Annotated in this window: 21 protein-coding genes; 16 read left to right on the top strand and 5 right to left on the bottom strand. The window is 39.9% G+C overall.

The window, feature by feature from the left end:
* Positions 1–54 precede the first annotated feature (54 nt).
* The gene (locus tag SST62_RS0103245; RefSeq protein ID WP_029186282.1) at positions 55–375 is read right to left on the bottom strand and encodes a winged helix-turn-helix transcriptional regulator; all 321 of its coding nucleotides are present in this window, start codon (positions 373–375) and stop codon (positions 55–57) included.
* 111 nt (positions 376–486) lie between these two features.
* On the opposite strand from SST62_RS0103245, the gene SST62_RS01000000111420 reads away from it, so the two are divergent.
* The 8 genes from SST62_RS01000000111420 to SST62_RS0103210 all read left to right on the top strand — a co-directional run bounded on the left by SST62_RS01000000111420 (position 487) and on the right by SST62_RS0103210 (position 7,969).
* Positions 487–1,398, top strand: a complete 912-nt coding sequence (locus tag SST62_RS01000000111420) for an esterase FrsA (RefSeq protein ID WP_228376836.1) — start codon at positions 487–489, stop codon at positions 1,396–1,398.
* Between the two features lie 98 nt (positions 1,399–1,496).
* Positions 1,497–1,673, top strand: a complete 177-nt coding sequence (locus SST62_RS1000000112855) for a hypothetical protein (RefSeq protein WP_228376835.1) — start codon at positions 1,497–1,499, stop codon at positions 1,671–1,673.
* A gap of 73 nt (positions 1,674–1,746) precedes the next feature.
* Positions 1,747–2,232 (top strand): thiol peroxidase, encoded by a 486-nt coding sequence (tpx, locus tag SST62_RS0103235; RefSeq protein ID WP_029186281.1) that lies wholly within the window; start codon positions 1,747–1,749, stop codon positions 2,230–2,232.
* A 235-nt stretch (positions 2,233–2,467) separates the two neighbouring features.
* Complete coding sequence (locus SST62_RS0103230) at positions 2,468–3,334, top strand: helix-turn-helix domain-containing protein (protein WP_029186280.1); 867 nt, start codon at positions 2,468–2,470, stop codon at positions 3,332–3,334.
* 429 nt (positions 3,335–3,763) lie between these two features.
* On the top strand, positions 3,764–4,663 hold the full coding sequence (locus SST62_RS0103225; protein ID WP_029186279.1) for an ATP-binding cassette domain-containing protein: 900 nt from the start codon (positions 3,764–3,766) through the stop codon (positions 4,661–4,663).
* The gene (locus SST62_RS0103220) at positions 4,653–5,360 is read left to right on the top strand and encodes an ABC transporter permease (protein ID WP_029186278.1); all 708 of its coding nucleotides are present in this window, start codon (positions 4,653–4,655) and stop codon (positions 5,358–5,360) included. The genes SST62_RS0103225 and SST62_RS0103220 overlap by 11 nt, the downstream gene beginning before the upstream one ends.
* 19 nt (positions 5,361–5,379) lie before the next feature.
* Entirely contained in the window at positions 5,380–5,946 is a 567-nt protein-coding gene (locus SST62_RS0103215; RefSeq protein ID WP_029942530.1) for a hypothetical protein, read from the top strand.
* A complete protein-coding gene (locus tag SST62_RS0103210) occupies positions 5,915–7,969 on the top strand; it encodes an ATP-binding cassette domain-containing protein (RefSeq protein WP_029186277.1) in 2,055 nt (684 codons plus the stop codon). The genes SST62_RS0103215 and SST62_RS0103210 overlap by 32 nt, the downstream gene beginning before the upstream one ends.
* Positions 7,970–8,138: 169 nt before the next feature.
* Here the strand turns inward: SST62_RS0103210 and SST62_RS0103205 are convergent, their stop codons facing one another.
* Genes SST62_RS0103205 through SST62_RS0103195 form a run of 3 tightly spaced genes read right to left on the bottom strand, consistent with a single transcriptional unit; the run spans position 8,139 to position 11,113 of the window.
* Entirely contained in the window at positions 8,139–9,020 is an 882-nt protein-coding gene (locus tag SST62_RS0103205) for a hypothetical protein (RefSeq protein ID WP_029186276.1), read from the bottom strand.
* 12 nt (positions 9,021–9,032) lie between these two features.
* A complete protein-coding gene (locus SST62_RS0103200; RefSeq protein ID WP_029186275.1) occupies positions 9,033–9,893 on the bottom strand; it encodes an ABC transporter ATP-binding protein in 861 nt (286 codons plus the stop codon).
* Between the two features lie 2 nt (positions 9,894–9,895).
* Positions 9,896–11,113, bottom strand: coding sequence for a hypothetical protein (locus SST62_RS0103195; protein ID WP_029186274.1), 1,218 nt, complete (start codon positions 11,111–11,113; stop codon positions 9,896–9,898).
* A 162-nt stretch (positions 11,114–11,275) separates the two neighbouring features.
* Here SST62_RS0103195 and SST62_RS0103190 point away from each other — a divergent pair, with 162 nt between their 5' ends.
* The 7 genes from SST62_RS0103190 to SST62_RS0103160 all read left to right on the top strand — a co-directional run bounded on the left by SST62_RS0103190 (position 11,276) and on the right by SST62_RS0103160 (position 21,465).
* Positions 11,276–11,611: a hypothetical protein gene (locus tag SST62_RS0103190; RefSeq protein WP_029186273.1), complete on the top strand. Its 336-nt coding sequence runs from the start codon at positions 11,276–11,278 to the stop codon at positions 11,609–11,611.
* A 90-nt stretch (positions 11,612–11,701) separates the two neighbouring features.
* Positions 11,702–12,403, top strand: coding sequence for an ABC transporter ATP-binding protein (locus SST62_RS0103185; protein ID WP_029186272.1), 702 nt, complete (start codon positions 11,702–11,704; stop codon positions 12,401–12,403).
* Positions 12,404–12,414: 11 nt separating this feature from the next.
* The gene (locus SST62_RS0103180) at positions 12,415–15,780 is read left to right on the top strand and encodes an FtsX-like permease family protein (RefSeq protein ID WP_029942527.1); all 3,366 of its coding nucleotides are present in this window, start codon (positions 12,415–12,417) and stop codon (positions 15,778–15,780) included.
* A gap of 224 nt (positions 15,781–16,004) precedes the next feature.
* Positions 16,005–17,312, top strand: coding sequence for a hypothetical protein (locus tag SST62_RS0103175; protein WP_029186270.1), 1,308 nt, complete (start codon positions 16,005–16,007; stop codon positions 17,310–17,312).
* 75 nt (positions 17,313–17,387) lie between these two features.
* Positions 17,388–20,024, top strand: coding sequence for a DNA polymerase I (polA, locus tag SST62_RS0103170; RefSeq protein WP_029186269.1), 2,637 nt, complete (start codon positions 17,388–17,390; stop codon positions 20,022–20,024).
* 12 nt (positions 20,025–20,036) lie between these two features.
* On the top strand, positions 20,037–20,792 hold the full coding sequence (locus SST62_RS0103165; RefSeq protein ID WP_029186268.1) for a hypothetical protein: 756 nt from the start codon (positions 20,037–20,039) through the stop codon (positions 20,790–20,792).
* Positions 20,793–21,027: 235 nt separating this feature from the next.
* Positions 21,028–21,465 carry a CoA-binding protein gene (locus tag SST62_RS0103160; RefSeq protein WP_014636445.1) on the top strand — a complete coding sequence of 146 codons (438 nt, stop codon included), beginning with the start codon at positions 21,028–21,030 and terminating at the stop codon, positions 21,463–21,465.
* Between the two features lie 298 nt (positions 21,466–21,763).
* On the opposite strand, the gene SST62_RS0103155 is transcribed toward SST62_RS0103160, so the two are convergent.
* The gene (locus tag SST62_RS0103155) at positions 21,764–22,606 is read right to left on the bottom strand and encodes a DUF975 family protein (RefSeq protein WP_029186267.1); all 843 of its coding nucleotides are present in this window, start codon (positions 22,604–22,606) and stop codon (positions 21,764–21,766) included.
* A gap of 318 nt (positions 22,607–22,924) precedes the next feature.
* On the opposite strand from SST62_RS0103155, the gene tgt reads away from it, so the two are divergent.
* The gene (tgt, locus tag SST62_RS0103150; protein WP_002935810.1) at positions 22,925–24,067 is read left to right on the top strand and encodes a tRNA guanosine(34) transglycosylase Tgt; all 1,143 of its coding nucleotides are present in this window, start codon (positions 22,925–22,927) and stop codon (positions 24,065–24,067) included.
* Positions 24,068–24,160: the final 93 nt, after the last annotated feature.

Below are 24,160 nucleotides of genomic sequence, written 5' to 3'. Positions count from 1 at the left end.
AAAAGATTTAAGAGAGAAGTATCTGTTCAAATGATGCTTCCATCTTAAATCTTTTTATTTTTTAGGCTTCAGTTCTTCTTCATGGTCTTTTATCCACTGCTTGATTTGAAGGAGCAAGGGGAGAAATTCTTTACCTAGAGGGGTTAAGCGATAGAAAACCTTGTACCCTTGTGAAGCTTGTCCGATTTTTTCAACCAAGTTTATCTCGATGAGAGCCTTGAGATTTTGGTTGAGTACTTTTCGGGATACGTGACCAATTTCTCGCTCTAATAAGGCGAAATGTTTTTCTCCTTCTGCCAATGCTAGGATGATGGCGACGGCCCATTTTCCAAGTAATGGAAGGGCGAGTCCACGTAAAGGATGCTGTTCTGTCATAGGAACCTCAAAGTAACTTCTATTTTTCTTCTTGTAACTATTATATACTAAAATTGTATTTTTACAGAAAATAGTGTGGAATTTACAAATTACCAATAAAGGAGTTAACCGATGAAACATCATTTCTTTTCATTTTTCCCGTTTGAATTTGAAGTAACAAGGGTGCTCTGGTATGCACCCTATGGAGGAGCAGACTATGCAGAAGTTGCACGAATTTGTGAAAAAATCAAAGCAGGAAAGGCAGAATCTTGGTATAAAGAATGGTCAGATTTTGGACATCATTTGATAGAGGAAGTAAACCAGAATCGGTCAGATATTTCTAAAGGTAGGGCCTATTTGAGGGCTAGCCGGTATTTCCAAGCGGCAGAATTTTTCTTACATCCGACTGATAAACGAAAACTGGATGCTTATGAAAAATCCGTTGCCTATTTTTATCGAGGCTTGGATTTGTTGTCTATTCCCTACGAACAATACCCTGTCCAATATCAAGGCAAAACCCTGCGAACCCTCCTGTTTAAACCTCAAAATGGTAGCCCTAAGGGGACCTTCTTTGTCTGCGGAGGTTTCGATGCCCTACTGGAGGAATTATATTTCACATCCGTCGTTCCTGCCCTAGAACAAGGTTATCAAGTTATTCTTTTTGAAGGACCTGGTCAGTCCCATCTTATTCGCTATGAAAATTGTCCCTTCACTGCCGATTGGGCAAGTGTCTGCCAAGCAGTGGTGGACGACTATGGTAAACGAGGTCAAGTATGTTTGCCAACTATTGGTTTGGGAATTTCTTTAGGAGGGCTTTTGATGGCGCGTGCAGTATCTGCTAGACCGAAACTATTTGATAAGGTCGTTCTGTTTAACTATTTTCCAAGTCTGATTGAATCGTTTAAGATTTCAATTCCTAAGTTTTTACATCCTTATGTAGTGAAGGGCTTTCCGGACTTGTTGGAAAAGGTAATAGAGAAATACATTTCAAGGCAATTCTTCCTAAACTGGCAGCTAAATGGGTCTTTGGCGCGGATAACTTGAATGACTTGCTTAGGAAGGCGAATGAATTTACAGAAGTGACGTTTACAACAGACGGGCTCATATTTTTGTCGGAAGGTGACAATTACTATGATTATCATATGGGGCTAGAATTTTTTAATCAACTACCGAGTAACAACAAGCAACTGGTCGTCTTTCATCGCGATAGTGTTTCCTCATGGCATTGTCAGAACGGTGCCTCCTTCGCGACGAATGACCACATGTTTGATTGGGTAATAAGAAGACGCTTGGAAGATGAAAAGAGCCTGAAAATATAAATACCAGTCAAAAAACTGGTATTTTTCGTCATAAACGCTTACAATAGATATATTAAGTGCAAGGGAGATGTTTATGACAACCTTTATTGGAAAACCAGTGACCTTGGTAGGTCCACGTTTGCAAGTGGGAGATACTGCCCCTGATTTTGTGCTCATGGCCAATGACTTGAGCCTGAAAAGTTTGAAGGACTTTGGCAAGCAGACCAAGGTCATCAGTGTGGTGCCTTCTATTGACACAGGGATTTGCGATACCCAGACCCGTCGCTTCAATCAGGAACTGGCTGACCGTGACAATACGGTTGTCGTGACGATTTCAGCAGACCTGCCTTTTGCCCAAAAACGCTGGTGTGGTGCTGCAGGTTTGGAAGATGCCATCACCCTGTCTGACTACTATGATCATGCCTTTGGTAAATCCTACGGTGTACTTATGCGAGAGTGGAATTTGCTGGCGCGTGCGGTCTTTGTCCTCAATGCCGACAACCAAATCACCTACTTGGAATACTTGAACAATGTCAATGAACATCCAGATTATGATGCGGCTTTAGAGGCTGTTAAATAAAGATAGAACGGTGCCTGAAAAGGTATCGTTTTTTTAACGTTTAATTTATCCTGCTAGAAGTTTATTGTGAAGATACAGTGTGATAAGAGGGGATGTTCATGATTTAGGATGAAACGAAGAGATAACATACATATTCTGATATAGATTTTATAAATAATGTGCAAATGGATATTTTTATTGTCTTTAAAATTCATAAGTGTTAGAATAGTTATATAATACGAGTGAGGTAACAACGATGAGTATACAATTAGGCTCTAGGTTAAAACAAAAAAGAAAAGAGATGAAATTATCTCAAAAAGAATTGGCAGAAGGTATTTGTAAACAAGGTCAAATTAGTAGAATTGAGAGTGGTGCTTATACTCCAGGCTCTGAATTGCTTTTTGAATTATCAAAAAAACTAAATGTTTCGATGAATTACTTTTTTGAAGACACTGTTTCTGAGCAGAAAGAGGAGTTAGCAGAATTCAAAACTGTTGTACGAAATTTCTTAGTCCATAGAGACTACCAAGGACTACGATATGTTTATGAATTGGAGTCTAATAATAAACATCGTTTATCGGTAGCAAATCAATTATACTTAGAGTGGATAGGTGGATTAGTCGATTTTTATTTTTATGATAAAAAGAAGGAAGCTATATCTAAAATGGAATATCTACTTGAACAATTGGAGAGTTCTAATTTATTTTTTTTACAAGTATCAAATACACTCCTAAATTTTTATTTTGATGTTAATGATGAAGAATTATTTGATGTACAATTTGAAAGACTGACAGAAAAAACGGATAATTTCCAACCTATCACGATTGAAGAATTGGAATTAAAAATTAAACTTCAATATAACATTTCACGTTACCTGTGGCTAAAGAAGGATTACATCCAAGCTATAGCTAGCATCACAAAGGCCATCGAATTTTGTAGGTCACACAGAAGCTATTATTCCTTACCCGATTTATTTTGTTTACTAGGTAATGTCCATGAAGAACTTGGAAATACAGAGAGTGCGAAACAACATTTTCGTCAGGCATATTTTTTATATAAATTGGATGCTAATCGACAAATGGAATTGAATCTGGAGCGATATATAGAAGAAGACAAAATCTAGGAATCCCAATGACCTAAAGATTGGCAAGAGTTGATAGTAGATAAGTATATATTTAAACGCAGGGAATCAGCCAATTTGCTAACATGATTTCTGCGTTTTTAATTTGCAAAATTCTTTTAATTATACCACCAGAAATACATATTTGAATATAATTTTAAAAAATACGAATTCTTTATTTTAAAAATTGACAAGATAAAAGAGTTATGATAAACTATAAATGAAAGGGGTTACAAAATCCTGCCATGAGAAAATTGAAAATGAGAGAAAAAACAAAAATAACAGCTGGTCAAATTTGTCTATACTATTGGTATGGAATCGGTTTCCTTTGCTGGGATTAGTTTACATGGTTCCGTTCACCAAATAATTTAATAACTTGACTGGTCGATAGTTTGTCACTTTTCTATCGACTTTTCTTTTTAGGAGGTTGTTATGGAAAATACATTATTAAATGTTACGGCAGTATCCAAAACTTACGGAAAGCAAAAAGTTCTAGACAATATTAGTTTTGATATTAACTGTGGAGAAATTTGTGGTCTAGTGGGAGAAAATGGTGCTGGCAAGACTACCTTAATCCGAATTCTTGCAGGATTGATTTCGAGTAATTCTGGAGAAATAAGCGGTTTAGAGAGTCAAGCTGTTTCCTGTATAGTAGAGTCACCTGCTCTATATCCCCATTTATCTGCAGGCGACAATCTTCGTGTTCAAATGATTGGTTTAGGAATCGGAACGGATAAAGACAAAGTCAAAAATCTTTTACGTATGGTTGGACTTGAGGGTGTAGATTCTAAGAAAAAAGTGAAAGATTTTTCTCTTGGAATGAAGCAACGTTTAGCAATAGCCTTGGCTATCTGTGATTGGCCCAAACTACTTATATTAGATGAGCCAATAAACGGTCTGGACCCTGTGGGTATTAAGGAAATTCGTGAGATTCTTCTGCTTTTGAAAAATGAATATCGTATGACCATTCTAGTTTCAAGCCATATCTTGTCTGAATTAGACTTAGTCGTTGACAAGTATATCATCATGAGCAAAGGAAAAGTGTTGCAAATAATACAAAAAGATGCCTTGCAAAACTTACTTCAAACCAAACGTATTGTTAGAGTGGATAAGGAGCATGAAGCACTTGAAGTGTTACTTTCCGAGGGAATTGAGGCGATAGTGACCGAAGAAGGAATTGAGCTTTCAGAAATTGGGAAATCAACTAGCTGGATTATTGATTGTTTACGGAAAAATGAGATTCAAATCGAGGAAATCATTAAATTTCAACCGAGTTTTGAATCCTATTATCTATCTTTGATTGCAAGAGAGGAGGTTCCACATGTTCCATAAAGTGAAAGCAGACTTTTATAGGGTATGGAAAGAAAGAAGTTTATTTTTTCCAGTCTCTCTGGTGATTCTTTTAGGAGTACTCTTCGCTTATCTGATGAGAGAAACTGATGGACAAGGAGGTATTACCATTATTTTATCTTCAGTGGCAGGGTTTATTCCTCTATTCTTCTCAAGTGCTTGTAATCTAGTTTGGGGAGAAGAATTTACCAATCGCACCATAAACCATGCAATCATAAAAAGTTCCTCTCGTTTTTCAGTTTACCTTTATAAATTGTTTGAAACCTTGTCCCTGTGTTTTGCATATACACTTTTACTGTTTGTTACAGTAATTGTATGTAGAATTTTTTTGAATGGACAAGTAGATGTGAGTGAATCATTTGACCTGCTTATTAAACAATTGCCATTTCATCTCTGTTTTTCGCTACTATGTCTGTTCATTTTTCAGTATGTAGATAAGATTTATCAAGCCTACCTTATTTATACCATGATTGTCTTGATGTTTGATAATTTAGTTTCGTATGTTACAACAAGTCTTTTGGCAAATGATGTCTTTTCTCATTTCTTTCTATTTAATCAGGTAAAGTTAATCACTAATCAAACAGAATTTTTTACTCCGTCTAGTCTTATTGCATTGATATTTAGCGTTGTCTATTTATTGAGTTCGTACTTACTTTTTTCTAGTAGGGAGTTTAAATAGTTTAAGGAGGGCACTTGTAATGAAAAAAATAATTCCATTTTTCATTTTAATCATTACTTTTTTAGGAGTAGCGATTTACCTAAGTTTAGAGAGTGACAAAACAGATGTAGAGATTGCTAAGTCTTGGACTGTAACAAGCAAAGAAATTAATACTATTGAAATCTATGGTAGCGAACAACCTTTTGAACTTGAAATTGTGGAGACTGACAATGAGGTGACGATGATTAGTTTGACAGGGAAAATTTCTGAAACAGCAATGTCAACACTTGAGAAGGCGGATATAGGTACAAATGATGCTTATATACCATTGAGTAAAAAGGGTTTTAAGTTAGTTACCGTCGCAAGTGGGAAGAGTAGTTTAAAAGCAAAAATTGAATTGGCAAAAGGTGCTACATTTAAAGAAGTTTATGTTGATACATGGAATGGTACTGTAGATATTACTCTGCCTCGAAGTTACGATGGAGGATATGATGTCAAGTTGAATAGTGGGGCAAAGTTACTAGAAGTTCCTGAAGAAGGAGCTAATAAGGCAAGTATTCTCAAAATAGATGCCTATGCCGATGTTAGCATCAGAAAGGGTGATTAAGATGATTACTCATCATAAACAGGTTTCTATGTTGGATTGTGGCTTGGCTTGTATCAAGACGGTCTTGTCTCATTATGATATATTTCCAGAGAATATTGACACAATTTTTGATGTAAAAAATGATCAAGGTATGTCCTTATTAGATATTGAAGAGACTTTGAGTCAATTCCATATAGAATCTGATTCATTTCAAGTGGAGCAAGTGGAGAAATTAAAACAACTAGAATTCCCAGCTATTGCAGTTGTAAATAGAGGCGGGTTATCGCACTATATTGTCTTACTGGGCTATAATGAAGGTTCTTTCACTATATCTGACCCCGAGCAAGTATCTTTTACTCATATAAGTTTTAATGACTTATTATCGCAATTTTCAGGAATTGTTCTAATACCAACTGGAAATAAAAAGACATTGCCAAAGTTCGAAAGTATCATCAAAAATGGAGATAAGGTAGATTTATATCGTAAGTTTATTGGAACTATACCTAGAGCACAGAAAATCACTTTGTGGTGCTATGGTATTCTAAAGCTTGTCTTACCTATTATGATGTCATTGGTGCTTCAATTTATAGTTGGTAATATTTTTTCGATGCCTATTAGTAATCAAATTTTCATTGTTGTAATTGTTTTATGCAGTTTATTAATTTTCAAATTGATTTCCAGCTTAGAGATAAAATTAAAAACTGAAATTGAAAACAAGCTCATGAGAGAGGTCTTATATGACTACTATGTCGATAAAATAGAGAAATTTGACACGACTAAAAATTATGATTATGTTATGGGATATTTTTGGAATTTATTATCTTCTATTTCAGGTATTTTTCAAAAATTCTATCTGAATATTTATATTTCAATATTATTGTTTTCCCTTGGAATATTAGGATTTCTTGATTTTAAAATTTTTTTGGTGACACTTGTATCGCTTGCTTTTCTTTTTATCTATAACAGGTATCGGTTGATAGAAGTTGAAAATAATCAACGTAACATGGTTACTAAAAGTTCAAATTTCACCTATTTGGTAGAAAGTTCTTTAGATGGTATTTATGATATTTTAACCTTTGATAAATCTGATGATTTTAAGGAGGAATTTGAACGTAGAATTGATGAGTTATTGCAAGTAAAATTAGATTCAGCTGTGTTAAACACAGAAATTACTATATCTGTCCAACTATTTACAGTTTTTACAACTAGTTTTCTATTATTGTCTTCACATTTATATTTTACAAGCTCATCCATACTAGTTTTTTCCAATATTGTATTATTGCTATTGTTACTATCAACTATTTTACAACCCCTTCTAACTAATTTGGTCTCTTACTACAAGTCAAAATATTCACTAGATTTTATTACTTTTGAAAACGCAATGATTGAGAAAGAAGTGGAAAATCAAAGTATTGATATTGATACAATTGAAACAATTGAATTAAAACAATTGTCTATCAAATTTGATGAAAAAGTTGTTTTTCAAAACTTATCCTTTACAATGGAAAAAGGAAATATTTATTTGATAGAAGGAGATAATGGGGCGGGTAAATCGACATTGATAAAAGTGTTGCAAGGTATTCTAAGTCCTACATCAGGTGAATTATGTTTAAATGAGAAAACGTTTGGGACTTTAAAACATACAGATATAACACAATATGTTAGTAGTTACTCAAACGAATATAGATTGTTTGCTGGAACAGTGATGCATAATATGTACTTTGATTTATTTACAAATTCTCATATAAATAAATTTGATTTTAATAGATTTTTAGGATTACACCATAATTATCAAGTAAATTCTCAAGGGAAAAATTTATCTTTGGGTCAGCAACAACGATTATTGATACTGAGAGCCTTGGTCCAAAAAAATAAGCAGGTTTTTGTATTTGATGAGCCAACTAGTAATTTAGATGAGCAATCTAGAAAAGAATTCATACAGATGCTATTAGAATTAAAAGAATCAGGAAAAATAATTTGTATCGTTTCACATGACAAAAATTTACAGTCTATTGCAACAGATACTATATGTCTAAGTAGGTAGTATTTGATTGCATTTGTTCAAATTCATCCAGTTCGATGTAGAATACTTGGACAATGTCAACGAACATCCCGACTATGATGCGGCTTTGCAAGCTGTCAAATAATAAATTAAACGGTGTCTGAACAGGCATCGTTTTTTGCTTTCAAAAAACCACCCTAATCAGAGTGGCTTATTTTCGTTTATACTTTTCTAGGATTTTAGCAGTTGCTAATCGGATAACAGCCAGATAGAAAACGGTCACACCAGCCATTTCTAGCAGGAGTTTCTGCAACTGCTTCCCTACTGTTATGGTAGACTGAGGATTTGTGCCAATCAGAATGGGATAATGTTCTTGGAAGGTAAATTGGAACTGATGTGCAAATAGAAGTAGCATGAACAGGATGAGGGCATAGATAGTAACTTGGAGGAGAAGAGCAAGTAAGGTCAGGCTAGAGGCATATTGACCAGGGGATAGTCCGTTGATAAAGAGGAGACCACGATGTTTGGAGAGGTCGGTCAGCAGGAGCCAGACTAAGAGACAGCAGATGACGAGAGGAATCATATAGTTACTAGCTGGAAGAAATTGTAACAAGGTCAGATAAAAATCCTTGGGAGCAGTAGGGTAGTGAAAGGTCAGAGTTTGCTCTAAAACTTTTTTATAGACTGTGATACGTTCTGCCAGTTCGCTGTTTGTAAAATGATTGATATTGTGCCCCTTTGCCTCCCAGTTTTGCATGGTCTGGTAGAGTTCTAACTCCGTTTCCAAGACCTCCTGACTTTTTCCTTGGATATGTTCCTTTTCTAAGTAGGTGGTCGTCAGTTCCAAGAGTTTTTTATAATAATCCAGGCTTTCCTGGTCTAAGGCTTGGGCTTTCTTATCGTCAGCATACAAGACAATTTCAGCTTCTTTTTTGACTTGTATGATACGGGTTCGATCCTCAAAGCGCAGGTTTTCGGCTTCTAGGACATTCCGATAGGACAGAGCAAGTGGGATAAGAGCCACAGTGGTCATGAGGGCTAGAAAAATAGCATTACGTTTCAGTCGTAGAATGAAAAGGAGCAGTAGATTCATGGTCAAGCCTCCCTATTCAAATAGTTCTTTATAGATTTCTTCGGACTGGTGCTCCTGAACGCTAATATCCAATATTTCCACCTGACAAGTCATGAGCTGGTCTAGATAGAAATGCAGACTGTGAATACTCGTGTCTACCTGTATGCTATCATTGGTCAAAGTCAGTCCCTCCACTTGCCCAAGTTTCTGATAAACTGTCTGATTGTCACTAGTCTGAATGGCATATTGTCGCCCGACCTGTTCCAGTTTCCACTCAATGATTTTTCCCTGTTTGAGAAAGAGGAGTTGGTCGGTTAGTTGGTCCACTTCGTTTAATTGGTGGGAAGACACGATAATGGTTGAACCATTTTTGGCTAGTTTCTGGAGTAGCTTTCGGGTCTGGATGTAACTGGTCGGGTCCAAGCCGTTCAAGGGTTCATCCAAAAGCATGACCTGGGGCTTGTTCATAATACCGATAGCCAGCAGGAGATGTTGCTTCATTCCCAGGGAATAATTTTTGACAGGGATCTTCACATAATCACGGATGCCGATTTCTTGGATGACTTCCTCAATCCGTTCTTTTGGTAAATCTTGGATAGTCTGGACCAATCGCAAATGCTCCAGCCCAGTCAATTCAGGGTAGAGGACACGGTTGTCCTGCAGGTAGGCAAAGGTTTGGTAGACAGTTGGATTATCGTGCTTTTTGCCATTTATTGAAATCTCTCCCGAATCAACGGTTTGCAGGTTGGCAATGCAGTCTAGGAGGGTTGTCTTTCCAGAACCGTTTGGTCCAATCAAGGCCCAGATTCCAGGCTCCACCAGTTCTAGGTTTAGCTGGTCTAGTATCTTCTTTTTCCCGTAGGATTTGCACAAATTGTGAATGGATAATCGCATGGTTAGACCTCACTTTTTCTTGTCAGGAGATAGAATTGCAGGCAATAGATGAGCAGGTTACTGATGAGAAGAACCGTAAAGACTTTTGGAATGCTATATCCTGTTAATTGATGGTAGATGATAGCACTTCCGTCCGCCAGATTGCCTGCCTTCCATAGGCTAAATGGATTGAAGATATGGGGATAGAAGTTGGCAGAGATGACAAGTCCTAGTGTGACAACCAGTCCAGCCAGTCCATTTTTTAAGACTCTAGCCAAGGTCTGTGCCACTCCCAGCAAAAATAGAAGGTAGAGATAGTGCATGCCATAGGCCAGCAAGATGACTTGGTAAATAGGTTTGATAGCTGTTTGGATCAGGCTGAAATCAATTCCCTTACTGATATAGGTGGTGACGGGATAGATCCAGCTACTATTGCCATTTAGCAAAAAAGCGATGAGAAACTGGCTAAGATAGAAGGTGAGAAAAAGAGCAGTATATAGTACCAGAAAGGCTAGATACTTGTTTCGCGTAATCTGACTCCTAGTCAGCCCTAGGGTCTGTAAAAGGCGAATCTGCCGGCTGGTTCCCTGCTGGTCTTTGATGAAAAAATTGGTGAAAGCTAGGAGAAAGAGAGGAAGGGTGATGACCAGGCCTAGCTGTTTTTGACCCTGCCAGATTTCATGACTGGTTCCTTTTAAGGCCTGCTGGCCCAGGCTCTTGACGATTTCTCTATCTGTTGGTGTTTTGGGATGTTCAAAGGCTGTTAGGTAAAGCTCAGATGGAAAGGCTGATGGTATCTCTTTTTCTAGCAGATACTTGGACATCAAGAAGGTATTTTCGATGGTTTGTGGGGTAAATTCATAGCTTCGGTAGGAAAGGCTGATATACTGTCCATCCTTCTGATAGTGCTGGATATTTTTCTTATAAAAATAGGTCCAGTCCTCCTGTTTGACCGCCTCAATCTCCTTTTGGTGGTTGGCAATATAGTCTGTAAAGAATGTTTTTTCAGCCTGATAATCTTCTTCGCTGAGAGTTTGATTCTGATACTGTGTTTCCAAATCTTGTATGATATTTTCAAAATTTCGGATAGACTGTTCATAGTTCTGGATGACCTTTAATTTGGCTTGCTGATTGTGGTAGCCTGCTAGAAGGGAACTAGACAGGATAGCAATCAACAAGACCAAGATAGCGACCAAGTTTTTCTTGCTACGGAAAAATAGCTTTCCTTCAATTTGAAACATAGATACCTCCAGGGGAGAAATGGCGACGGATAGATGTATAAATGTGTTATTTTCTATAATTATAATATCAACACAAATATAAATCAAGGAATTCTACAAAGGACTTGAATATTTTTGTCTAATTTGATATACTAAATTTATCAAAAACAAGGAGGGTCTTTTATGGAAAAGACACAGATTATTCAAGACGTTTTGGCCCTCATTCAAAACTTGAATCAGGCCTTTCAAGCAGATAAAGTAGGAACAGCTGATGAGCAACGGTTCCAACATAATTTGACTGAGACGATACGCATATTGTCGGAGGCCAAGTCGGTCAGCAATTCAGAACTGATTGCGATTGAGAAGTTCTACCGTTCGACCAGTTTTTTGGTTGGACTGGGCGATCTGCGGTTGAGTGAGACTAGCAGGCAGGCTTGGAAGGCCTTTGATTGTTACTACTACCAAACGATCAGAGAAGAGTTGAAACTCTATGGTGGCTCTGCTATTGCCCAAGTATAATAGATAATCAGAGAGGGTGAGAATCCCTCTTTTGTGCTATAATAAGTAGTAAGAATACAGTTGTTAGGAAGAGAAGAAGCGAGGTGTGTCATGTCCTACATCCAAGTAAAGAATTCGTCGAAATACTATCAAATGGGGGATGCGACCATTGTGGCCAATGACGGCGTGTCTTTTGAGATTGAAAAGGGGGAGCTGGTCATCATTCTTGGCTCATCGGGTGCGGGCAAATCCACTCTGCTCAATATTTTAGGTGGCATGGATAGCAATGACGAGGGGGAGGTTTGGATTGACGGTGTGGATATTGCCAAGCTTTCCAGTCATGAACTGACCAATTATCGTAGAGATGATGTAGGTTTTGTCTTTCAATTTTATAACTTGGTTGCCAATCTGACCGCCAAGGAAAATGTGGAACTGGCTGCAGAAATCGTCAAGGATGCCTTGGATGCCGAGGAGGTCTTGGAACAGGTCGGACTCGGTCACCGAATCAATAATTTCCCTGCCCAGCTTTCAGGTGGTGAGCAACAACGGGTTGCCATTGCCCGTGCTGTTGCCAAAAAGCCTAAAATTTTGCTTTGCGATGAACCGACAGGTGCTCTGGACTACCAAACAGGTAAGCAGGTCTTGCAAATCCTACAAGATATGTCCCGCAAGCAAGGAGCTACGGTGATTATCGTTACCCATAATAGCTCTTTGGCACCTATTGCAGATAGAGTCATTCGAATGCGGGATGCCCGTGTGCACTCTGTTGAGCTGAACGCAGATCCGCAGGATATTGCTAGTCTAGAATATTAGTGGGTGACATGATGAAAAAGAAAATCTACTGGAAGGATATGAGGCAATCTCTGCTTTCTTCCAAGGGACGTTTTTTATCCATTTTTAGCCTGATGATGCTAGGAGCTCTAGCTTTGACAGGTCTGAAAGTAACAGCTCCCAATATGGAAAAGACGGCCCAAGCCTATATAGCCAGTCATCGAACGATGGATTTGGCGGTAATTTCAGGTCTGGGACTTAGTCAAGCTGACCTTGACGAATTAGAGACGATAGAAGGTGCTACTCTTGAAGCGGGCTACTTTAAAGATGTGGTTACTAATGAAGGACAGACTGCAATTCGGTTGTTTTCAGGACCCAAGACCCTATCGACCTATAAGCTAGTAGCAGGGGAATTGCCCAGTCAAAAGGGGCAAATTGCTCTGTCTCCTTCCTTACAAGAAAGCTATCAAATAGGAGATCCATTTCAAGTAACCGAGCCTGATAAGGATGGCACCATCCTGACCCAAACGACCTTTACCGTTGTCGGTTTTGTGGCTTCGGCGGAAATTTGGGACAATGAAACCATGGGCATGGCCGCAAGTGGAGATGGTCAGTTGACAGGCTATGGAGTTGTTGCAGAGGATGTTTTTCAATCGGAAGTCTTTACCATTGCTAGAATTATCTATGATGATTTGGCAAATTTGCCTTACTACAGTCAGGCCTATCAGGAGAAACTGGACCAACATCAAGAAGAGCTAGAAAAGTTATTGGCAGATAATGATGAACAGCGGTTGGAATCCATTCAAGTAGAAGGGCAGACGGAAATTTCCCAAGGAGAAAAAGAAATTGCTCAAGCTCAATCTCAGCTGGATCAAGCGGCAGAAGATTTGGCCTCTGGGCAGGAACAAGTTGCAAGCAGTCGCAGTGAATTTGCGCGTGGACGGGCTAAGCTTTTACAATCAGAGGAAGAATTACGAGCTGTCCTTGCCCAATTGTTGCAAACCAAGTTTCAATTGGATGAAAGTAAAAAAGAGCTGGATAGTCGCAAGGCCAAGCTAGACCAGACGGCTTCATTTCTAGAAGGAAACCAAGAGTATTTGGACCAAACGGTTCAGCGTTTAGATACGGCAAAAGTTGAATTGGATAGGCAAAATGCCCAGCTCAGTCAAACGGCTTCTCAAATTTCAACTGGTCGTGCCAACTGGTACCAAAACCAACAAAGTTTAAATCAGCTGATTGCCAATCAAGTTCAAGCTGGCCAAACCTTATCTGACTATCCTGACTTATTGGCTAGACAGGAAGCCTTGGACGCAGAAAAAGCTCGCTTAGATCAACTTGAAGCTAACTATGAGCAAGCCAACCAAGACTATATCAATAATTATGATTATTACCAATCAAAGGTTGCAGAATATGAAGCAAGCCTAGCGGACTATCAATCATGGAATCAGGAATACCAGACTGGTTTGGCCCACTATCAGGCTGGTTTAGCTCAGTATGAGCAAGGTCTGGCAGCCTATCAAAAGGGCGTTTCAGATTATGAATGGGGTGTCAGTCAGTTGGTATCTTCTGACTTGAAACTGCGTCAAGAAGAATTGCGATTGGAAGAAGCAGACAAGGAATTAGCTCAGGCTCAATCCCAATTATCAGAAAAACAAGCGGAAGCCAACCAAGAAATCAGCCAAGCCCAAACAGAGATTGCCCAGGCCAAATCTGACTTGAGCAAATTAGAAAAATCTCCCTATCAGATTTACAGTCGGACCAGCCTCCCCGGTGGAGATGGCTACACCACCTATAGCAATGCGACCAAGTCCATTGCGGCAGTAGGCAATGTCTTTCCAGTAGTTCTCTATCTGGTCGCAGCTCTAGTTACCTTTACCACTATGGCCCGATTTGTTGATGAAGAGAGGACCCAGTCAGGGCTCTTCAAGGCACTTGGCTATACCAATGGTCAGATTATGGGCAAGTTCATTCTTTATGGACTAGCTGCCGGTCTCCTTGGTACCTTTGTTGGCATACTGATGGGGAATCTTGTCCTATCTCCTATCATTTCAAGCATTATCACCCAGACCACAGTCATCGGGTCTGCCCAGCTCCACTTTTATCCACTTTGGACAGGTCTGGCCCTCTTGCTTTCTTTGATTTCCTCCGTTCTTCCAGCTTATCTGGTAGCTCGGAGAGAATTGACAGAGAAGCCAGCCCAGCTCCTGCTTCCTAAACCTCCAGCTGCTGGCTCTAGCATTTGGCTGGAAAAATGGCCAGCCATCTGGTCTCGCCTGAGCTTTACCCACAAGGTGACTGCCCGAAACATCTTCCGCTACAAGCTCCGCATGCTCATGACCATCTTTGGTGTGGCAGGGACAGTCGCCCTCCTCTTTGGCGGTCTGGGCATACGTTCCTCTATCTCAGGTGTTGTCCAACGGCAGTTTGGGGAGCTGATCCACTATGATATGTTGGTAGTGGAAAATAGCAGAGCAGAGGAGAAGGATTTAGATGATTTAACAGATTTTCTCCAGTCAAATCAAGTTGGTCAATCCTTGCCAGTGGCTTTTGAACAAGTCCATCAAACAGTGGAGACAAATGGCCAAAGAAAGAATGTATCAATCAGCCTCTTTATTTCAGACCGTCAGGATCTAGGAAATCTAGTCAGTCTTGAAACATCAACAGGTCAGCCTATTCAACTGAGTGGCAGGGGTATTGTCCTTACAGAAAAACTCGCAGCAATCTACGGTGTGACAGGTGGAGACAAGCTATCACTGACCTTGGAGGATAAGGAAGTGCAGGTCAGGGTTGCTGCTGTGGCGGATATGTATGCAGGACACTTTATCTATATGACTAGAGGCTATTATGAGCAAGTGACGGGCAAGCAAAAGACTGCTAATGCCTATCTGATAGAGCTGAAAGATGACCAGACCAGCCATGTTCAAACGATTTCTAGCCAGTTATTGGCCATGCCAGCGGTCAGAAGTCTGGTGCAAAATACCTCCCTCATGTCCATGCTGACCACTATTGCAGGCTCACTACAGACCATTATGACTATCTTGGTGGTCTTGTCTATCCTGCTTGGTCTGGTTATCCTCTACAACCTGACCATCATCAATATGTCAGAACGGATTCGAGAACTTTCGACCATAAAAGTTCTGGGCTTTCATAATAAGGAAGTGACCCTCTATATTTATCGGGAAACTATTGTCCTTTCCTTGATTGGTATGGGAGTTGGGCTGATTGGCGGTATTTATCTCCACAAGCTCCTTCTTGCCATGATTGGTTCAGATAGCATTCGTTTCAATCCAGCAGTCGGTCTGGAAGTTTATGCCATTCCAATTCTAGCCATTATCGGAATTCTAGCCGCCCTTGGTATCTATGTAAATCATCACCTGAGAAAGGTGGATATGTTGGAGGCCTTGAAGTCGGTTGATTAAAACAGTCTGGGAATAGACTGTTTTAACCCGAGCCTTGAAATGGGAGAGCGAGGCACAGTCTGGGAATAGACTGTTTTAACCCGAGCCTTGAAATGGGAGAGCGAGGCACAGTCTGGGTTTGGAAGGAATTTTAAAAAGAGAACGACAGTCTTGCGATTCAAAAATCCTAGTGTATCTAGGATTTTTCTGTAAACACAAGTCTATAAGTATGCTATAATCATCTCATGAAAAAAATAAGTGATTTAGGATTAACAGGTCGGAAATTAGTTGGAGAAGGTCTGATTTTAGTCTTCATCGGTATTGGATTTTTAATTTCTGGTTGGCAATTTCCAGGACTGATTCTTCGATTTGTTCACGCAGGTTTATTCTTTTTGGCTTTATATGAATTAAGCATGATATTTTTCAGAAAGAAGAAATCGAGTGAAAGTGTGCTTGCCCTAGTGGGAAAAGCAGTATTATTTGGCATTTTGGCAAGTATTGATTTGGCTATTCAAATTCCTCTCTATTTTGCAGCTATTTTTATAGGGATTTACCAGCTTTTTACGGCAGTCATTAATTTCATTACTTTCTATCTATATAGAAAAGATGGGGTGCAGCCACGGATTCGTTTTTTGATTGACGGAGTTTGGCTATCCCTGTTAGGCATCGCCTCTCTCTTCGTATCAGGCACACAGCTAGTTGTTCAAACAATTGTCATCGGTGGGTATCTGGTCTTGTACGGACTAACTAATCTGCGTGATGGCTTCTTGTTTGAAGAGGCTATTGAGCAACAAAATCTTAAGCGCCATGTCCGTTTGCCCCTACCTTTATTTTTAGCAGCTTTGATTCCTCGTATGACCCTGCAAAAAGTCAATGATTACTTGGCGGATAATAAGGGACAAACGGCTCAATCTATCTATAACCGCCACAAAGAAATTGCGGAGCTTCCAGCATTAGAAGTCTTTGTACACGTTGGAGAAGAAGGGTTCGGAGCAGTTGGGCATGTTGATTTGAGTTACAAAGGGCAGGTCTACGGTTTTGGTTCATACGATGTCCTGTCAGAGCGTTTGGGTGGTGCAATTGGTGACGGAGTTTTGTTTAAAGCTGAGCGTCAGGCCTACATTGATTTTTGTAACCAAGAAGGAATGACTATGTTGGGCTATCAATTGGCATTGAGTTCTGAGCAGGAAAAAGCGGTAGAAACGCGACTAGCTGAAATAGAAGGTTTACTGCTTCCATGGCAACCAAGTGCGGAAAAGGTCTCTAGAAGGCCAGACGGCCAGCCTATCGAAATGTATGCCTACCGCATGAAAGAGGCAATTGGGGCAGCTCTTTTCAAATTTAAAAAATCAAAATTCAAAACCTACTTTGTCCTCTCAACCAACTGCGTCCTTTTGGCTGATTCAGTAATCGGTCAAGCAGGAACAGATGTCCTAGGCTTGCGCGGTTTCATTGCTCCAGGAACCTACCAATCTTACCTAGATCAAGAATATGAAAAACCACATAGTTTAGTAGTCGCAAAGAACATTTATTATCGAAAAGAGAAATCCTAGTCACTGACTGGGATTTTCTATTATTTCAGCCCTCCCTAGTCCACTAAAACATACGTTTCATGCTATAATAGAGACATGAAAAAAAATAAATTATTATTAATCGATGGCTCTTCGGTAGCCTTCCGTGCTTTCTTTGCACTTTATAATCAAATTGATCGTTTTAAGAGTCCGACAGGTCTTCACACCAATGCTATCTACGGCTTCAATCTCATGCTAGACCACATGATGAAGCGGATTGAACCGACCCATATTCTCGTGGCTTTTGATGCTGGGAAGACCACTTTCCGTACGGAGATGTATGCAGACTATAAGGCAGGTCGTGCCAAGACTCCAGACGAATTCCGTGAGCAGTTTCCTTTTATCCGTCAGATGTTGGATGCCATGGGGGTCAAGCACTATGAGCTAGCTCAGTACGAGGCAGACGATATTATCGGTACCTTGGACAAAATGGCAGAGCGGACAGACATTCCTTTCGATGTGACCATTGTCAGCGGTGACAAGGACTTGATCCAGCTGACTGATGAGAACACCGTAGTCGAAATTTCCAAGAAAGGCGTAGCCGAATTCGAAGAATTTACCCCAGCCTACCTCATGGAAAAAATGGGTATCACCCCCGCTCAGTTTATCGACCTCAAGGCCCTCATGGGCGATAAGTCCGATAACATCCCTGGCGTGACCAAAATCGGTGAAAAAACAGGCCTCAAACTCCTGATTGAACATGGGTCACTGGACGGCATTTACGAAAATATCGACAGCATGAAGGCTTCTAAGATGAAGGAAAACCTGATTGCTGATAAGGAGAAGGCCTTCCTATCTCGTACACTTGCTACCATTGATACTCAGGCACCAATCGAAATTGGTCTGGATGACATTGTTTATCAAGGCCCTAAGGTAGATGAACTGGGACAATTTTATGATGACATGGGCTTCAAGCAATTAAGGGCTCAGTTAGGTACGACCAGCTCGCAAGAGGAAGCGGTACTCGATTTCCAAATCGTAACGGAAATCAGCCCCGCTATGCTCGAAAAAGACCAGTTTTTCTATTTTGAAATCTTGGGTGAAAATTATCACCGAGAGGATTTGGTTGGTTTAGCTTGGGGGGATAAGGAGAAAATCTATGTCGGAGGGCCTGAGCTACTTGATAGTCCAGTCTTGCGTGACTTTTTAGAAAACCAAACCATAAAAACCTATGACTTTAAGCGTGGAAAAGTGCTTCTCGACCGAAAAGAGATTACGCTACCTCCAGCTACTTTCGATAGCCGTCTAGCCAAATACTTGCTTTCCACCGTTGAGGACAACTCCCTAACAACCATTGCCAACCTCTATGGTCAGACCAGTCTTGTTCCAGATGAGGCAGTTTATGGCAAGGGTGCTAAGTTAGACTTGCCAGAACGCGAGGTCTTTTTCCCACACTTGGCACGTAAGGTTCAGGTTTTGATTGAGACAGAAGAGCCGATGTTGACCAAATTAGAAGAAAATCAGCAATTAGATCTTTTGTTTGACATGGAGTTGCCACTGGCAAATGTTTTAGCCAAGATGGAAATTGCTGGTATTAAAGTGGAAGCTGAGACTCTCAAAACTATGCAATCTGAAAACGAAGTTTTGATTGACCAGTTGACCAAGGAAATCTATGAACTAGCTGGTCAGGAATTTAATATCAATTCGCCTAAGCAGCTTGGGACCATTCTCTTTGAAGATATGGGCCTACCGTTGGAATATACCAAGAAGACCAAGACAGGCTATTCAACAGCAGTGGATGTCTTAGAACGCTTAGCGCCAATTGCACCAGTTGTTTCAAAAATCTTGGAATACCGTCAGATTACCAAGCTTCAATCAACTTATGTAGTCGGCTTGCAGGATGCCATTTTAGAAGATGGTAAGATCCATACCCGCTATGTACAGGATTTGACACAAACAGGTCGCCTATCTTCGACGGACCCTAACTTGCAGAATATTCCTGTTCGTCTAGAACAAGGGCGCTTGATTCGTAAGGCATTTGTGCCATCGCTTGAAAATAGTGTCCTTTTAGCATCGGACTATTCACAGATTGAATTGCGCGTCTTGGCTCATATTTCTCAGGACCAGCATTTGATTGAGGCCTTCCAGCAAGGTGCAGATATTCATACTTCGACAGCTATGCGGGTCTTCGGTATCGAAAAAGCTGAGGATGTGACACCAAATGATCGTCGGAATGCCAAGGCTGTAAACTTCGGTGTCGTCTATGGTATTTCAGATTTCGGTCTATCCAATAACTTGGGGATTACACGTAAGGAAGCTAAAGCCTATATCGATACCTATTTTGAACGCTTCCCAGGAATTAAGAATTACATGGAAACCATTGTTCGTGAGGCACGTGATAAGGGTTATGTAGAGACGATTTACAAACGCCGTCGTGAATTACCAGATATAAACTCTCGCAATTTCAATGTCCGTAATTTTGCGGAACGAACAGCCATCAACTCACCAATTCAAGGTTCGGCCGCAGATATTCTCAAAGTAGCCATGATTAATCTTGACAAGGCTTTGACTGAAGCAGGTCTTGCGACACGTATGTTATTGCAAGTACACGATGAGATTGTTTTGGAAGTCCCAGTGGCAGAGCTAGAAACGGTAAAAGCTATGGTAAAAGAGACCATGGAATCGGCGATTAGCCTGTCTGTACCATTGATTGCGGATGAAAATGAGGGACCGACATGGTATGAAGCTAAGTAAGAAAGGAAGAGTATGAAAAAAATAGTTCTTTGTATTGGTCTATGTAGTCTTCTGCTCGCAGGTTGCGGAAAAACATCGCAGAAGGCAGAGAAAACACCAGCTTCTTCAGGGGAAGAGTTTTCAACCACTTTACCGATTTTGCAAGAAAAGCAGGATACTACGAACGAACAGTTCAATGTGTTAGCAAATGCAGAGCTTGTAGCTGTTAATAGTACACCACCTGCTGACGAAACACAAAAAGGCCACAAGATTTATGCGGCCAATAATGGTGTTGCTGAAAAAGATGAAAATGGGAATATCAAGGAATATTTCCGTTATTATGATGTGCCATCTACTTGGACAATTAATGCAGAAAATACTCAGGATGAGACAGTCGCTGCAGTCTATGATGTTAAAGAAGGTTCCAGCAATTACATGGTCCAACTCTATAATATCAATGCTTTTAATCAGTCTCCATTGGAAGACGGTCGCAATATGATGCCGGAGGAATTAGAAGCACGGATGGTTGAAACAAATCATTCTTTCAGTGAAAAGATGGTTGTCACAATCAATGGTCAGGAATGGCAGGTTGGGCGACAGTTATTAACAGATCAAAAATTAGCTCGTCTGACTTTTTATCGGATGGAATCGACAGCTGCTTATGATGACTCCGTGGTTGTTGGTTCAATCTATTATTCCTTAGAACCAGGAGATGATAAAAAGCGTACCAATCTTAAAAAGGTTATCGGCCAAGTTAAGGATGTTGTGTACCAAATTGCTAAAAAATAATCAGGATAAACAAGCTAAGTTAGTATAGTCTTTTAGTTTACTTTTAGTACTAGGCAACGAGCCGCAGGCATAACTGGAGTTAGGCAAGGCGAGTTAACGAAGTAATAAAAGAAATACTAAATGACGATAACTAGTTAGATTATTCTAGATGAACTGACAAGATTATGTTATAGTGTTCTCTATTCATTAAGCTTTTATTGATTCTAACATTTAATATACATTAAAGGAGGTCTCTATGTCTTATTCCTTCCAAAATCCTAGTCAGGACATTATCTTTGACTATTTGAAAAATGCTAAGACTATTGCGGTGGTCGGTTTGTCTAGTCGAGAAGAGACAGCAGCCTACCGCGTTTCCAAGCTCATGCAGGAAGCGGGCTATAAAATTATTCCAGTTAATCCCAAGGCTGCTGGTGGGACTATTTTAGGCGAGTTGGTCTATAGTAGTCTAGCAGAGATTGACCAACCTATTGATATTGTAGATGTTTTCCGTAGAAGTGAATTTTTACCAGAGGTAGCACAGGAATTTATCCAGTCGAACGCCAAAGTTTTCTGGGCTCAACTTGGTTTAGAAAGTCAAGAAGCAGAAAAACTGTTGCGTCAGGCAGGTCGTAACGATATTGTCATGAATAAATGTATCAAGATTGAATATCTTGAAATGAAAGAACAATACTAATAAGTCGGGTTATATTTATCCGACTTTTTTTTATCGAAAAAGCAGCTCAATGAACCATTGAACTGCTGGATGACTCTAAGTGAGGAACGCTTAGAATTGGAACAAATTACTACACATGGCGTAAAAATAGAAAGGAAGAAATCTGCTCTAATGCTAAGCAGGCTAAAATAGTCCTTTGTCGCTCCTCAGTCATAGTATAACACAATCCAAATGTTTGTACCAATTATTACTATATTTTTTTCTTAAATATCAACATAAAAAGCGTGTATAAAAATAAGAGCATATATCGCTCTTATTTTTATACGTAACTCATTTTCTTAGCCTGATCATCTAAAATTTCTTCATGAAAGTGCATTTGGGCAGCATAGTGATACGGCCATACATATAAACCTGCCAATCCAAATGTAATAATGACAAGAAGGAACCAGCCAATGAAGGATAAATCAAGTGTAAAGCGTTTAAACTTGTAACCTTTCATCAACTTTCGACTAGACCGAATGATTGAAAAGGCACTTGTATATTCTTCGCGTTCCAATTGTTCAAACAAGATATATTCTATCTGTGAGTAAGCATAGATTTGTGGAATATAGAGAGCCAACCCTAAAAGCATAAGTAGGATACCTCCCATGGCCATTAGCCCCAGTATGGCAAGGATTTCCATAGGAAGCGCATTAGGATCCAAGGTTTGACTGGATGCAGCTATAATCGTAATCATCGTTCCAGCACCGATAAGTAGACCGATACCAAGGTAAAACAGGAGTCCCCAAAGGAAGAGCAAGAAACTTTTTAAAATGTAGGTTCGAAAGATTTTCCAGAAATCTTTATGATTGAAAATCATCAGCGCATCTTTAAATGATGTGGAAGTTTTTACCCCTTTGATAAGATGAAATATAGTGCATATAATGGATAAGTGCAGCAGTCCTAATAGCAATCCGTAAAATATTGGAAACAAGGAGGTAGAAATAAAGTAGCTAGGACTAGCAAGTTCCTCAGCCGACACTCCAGCAAGGCTATTGCGAGAGAAAGAAATTAACTGAACGATAACAGAAATAGTGACGGGGATGACGGCCACTTGATAGATATCAGGTGTCTCGTTTAGTGTTTGGCGAGCCCGCTCACGTATATTAGAAATTGTAAACATCTACATAACCTCCTTACCCAACATTGTAACATAATTCTAGATGACAAGCTAGGCTTTTTTTGATAGACTGGAAGGTGCTGTGGTAATTTGTCAGTTTGTTGTGATGTGCCTGTCTATTTACTATTAAATAAGTAGAAGACAAGGTAAATATCGCTGAAATAAGCGAGAACATTTAAGACATTCTGATGGATTAGACCATGCAAGATTAAGAAACTGTATTCACAGTAAAGTGCTTTTATGTGTGATATGAAAGAGCTGAACTGTGAATACAGAACTAATATCCTAGGACTGTTTTTCCTAGCGGGAGGTAAATAAAACATGACAGATGTTCCAATCAAGTATCGCTTGATTAAGAAAGAAAAGCACACAGGTGCACGTTTGGGCGAAATCATTACCCCACACGGGACCTTTCCAACCCCCATGTTTATGCCAGTTGGAACTCAGGCAACGGTAAAAACCATGTCACCTGAAGAATTGAAGGCGATGGGTTCAGGAATTATTCTATCCAATACCTATCATTTGTGGCTTCGTCCAGGTGACGAATTGGTGGCGCGTGCAGGTGGTTTGCACAAGTTTATGAATTGGGATCAACCGATTCTGACTGACTCTGGTGGTTTCCAGGTTTATTCTTTGGCGGATAGTCGCAATATCTCAGAAGAAGGTGTGACCTTCAAAAACCATCTCAATGGTAGTAAGATGTTCCTGTCACCTGAAAAAGCTATCTCTATTCAGAACAATCTTGGCTCTGACATTATGATGAGTTTTGATGAGTGTCCGCAGTTCTACCAGCCTTATGATTATGTAAAAAAATCCATCGAAAGAACAAGTCGTTGGGCAGAACGTGGTCTCAAGGCTCACCGTCGTCCGCATGACCAAGGCTTATTTGGTATTGTACAGGGTGCTGGTTTTGAAGATCTTCGTCGCCAATCAGCTCATGATTTGGTTAGCATGGATTTTCCAGGATACTCTATTGGAGGATTGGCTGTTGGTGAGACACACGATGAAATGAATGCTGTACTGGACTTCACGACACCTCTTTTACCGGAGAATAAACCACGCTATCTTATGGGTGTTGGAGCACCAGATAGCTTGATTGATGGCGTAATTCGTGGGGTTGATATGTTTGACTGTGTATTACCAACACGTATTGCGCGTAATGGAACCTGTATGACCAGTCGTGGACGTCTTGTAGTGAAAAATGCTCAGTTCGCTGAGGACTTTACACCGTTAGATCCAGAGTGCGATTGCTACACATGTAAAAACTATACACGTGCGTATCTCCGCCATTTACTTAAGGCCGACGAGACATTTGGTATTCGTTTGACAAGTTATCACAATCTCTACTTCTTGATTAATTTGATGAAGAATGTCCGTCAAGCAATCATGGATGACAACCTTTTGGAATTCCGTCAAGACTTTATGGAAAAATACGGTTACGGTAAAAATGGACGTAATTTTTAGATAAAACAGCCTTCTTTGTGGACTTATCCTTGTTCTCATACTCAATGAAAATCAAAATCAGACTAGCTCCAAAGGTTTGGGGAACCTTTGGAA

The sequence above is a fragment of the Streptococcus suis YS56 genome, assembly GCF_000440115.1.
Taxonomy (GTDB): domain Bacteria; phylum Bacillota; class Bacilli; order Lactobacillales; family Streptococcaceae; genus Streptococcus; species Streptococcus suis_L.
The sequence above is the reverse complement of the archived record's forward strand: the minus strand, read 5'-3'. Positions and strand labels throughout refer to the sequence as shown.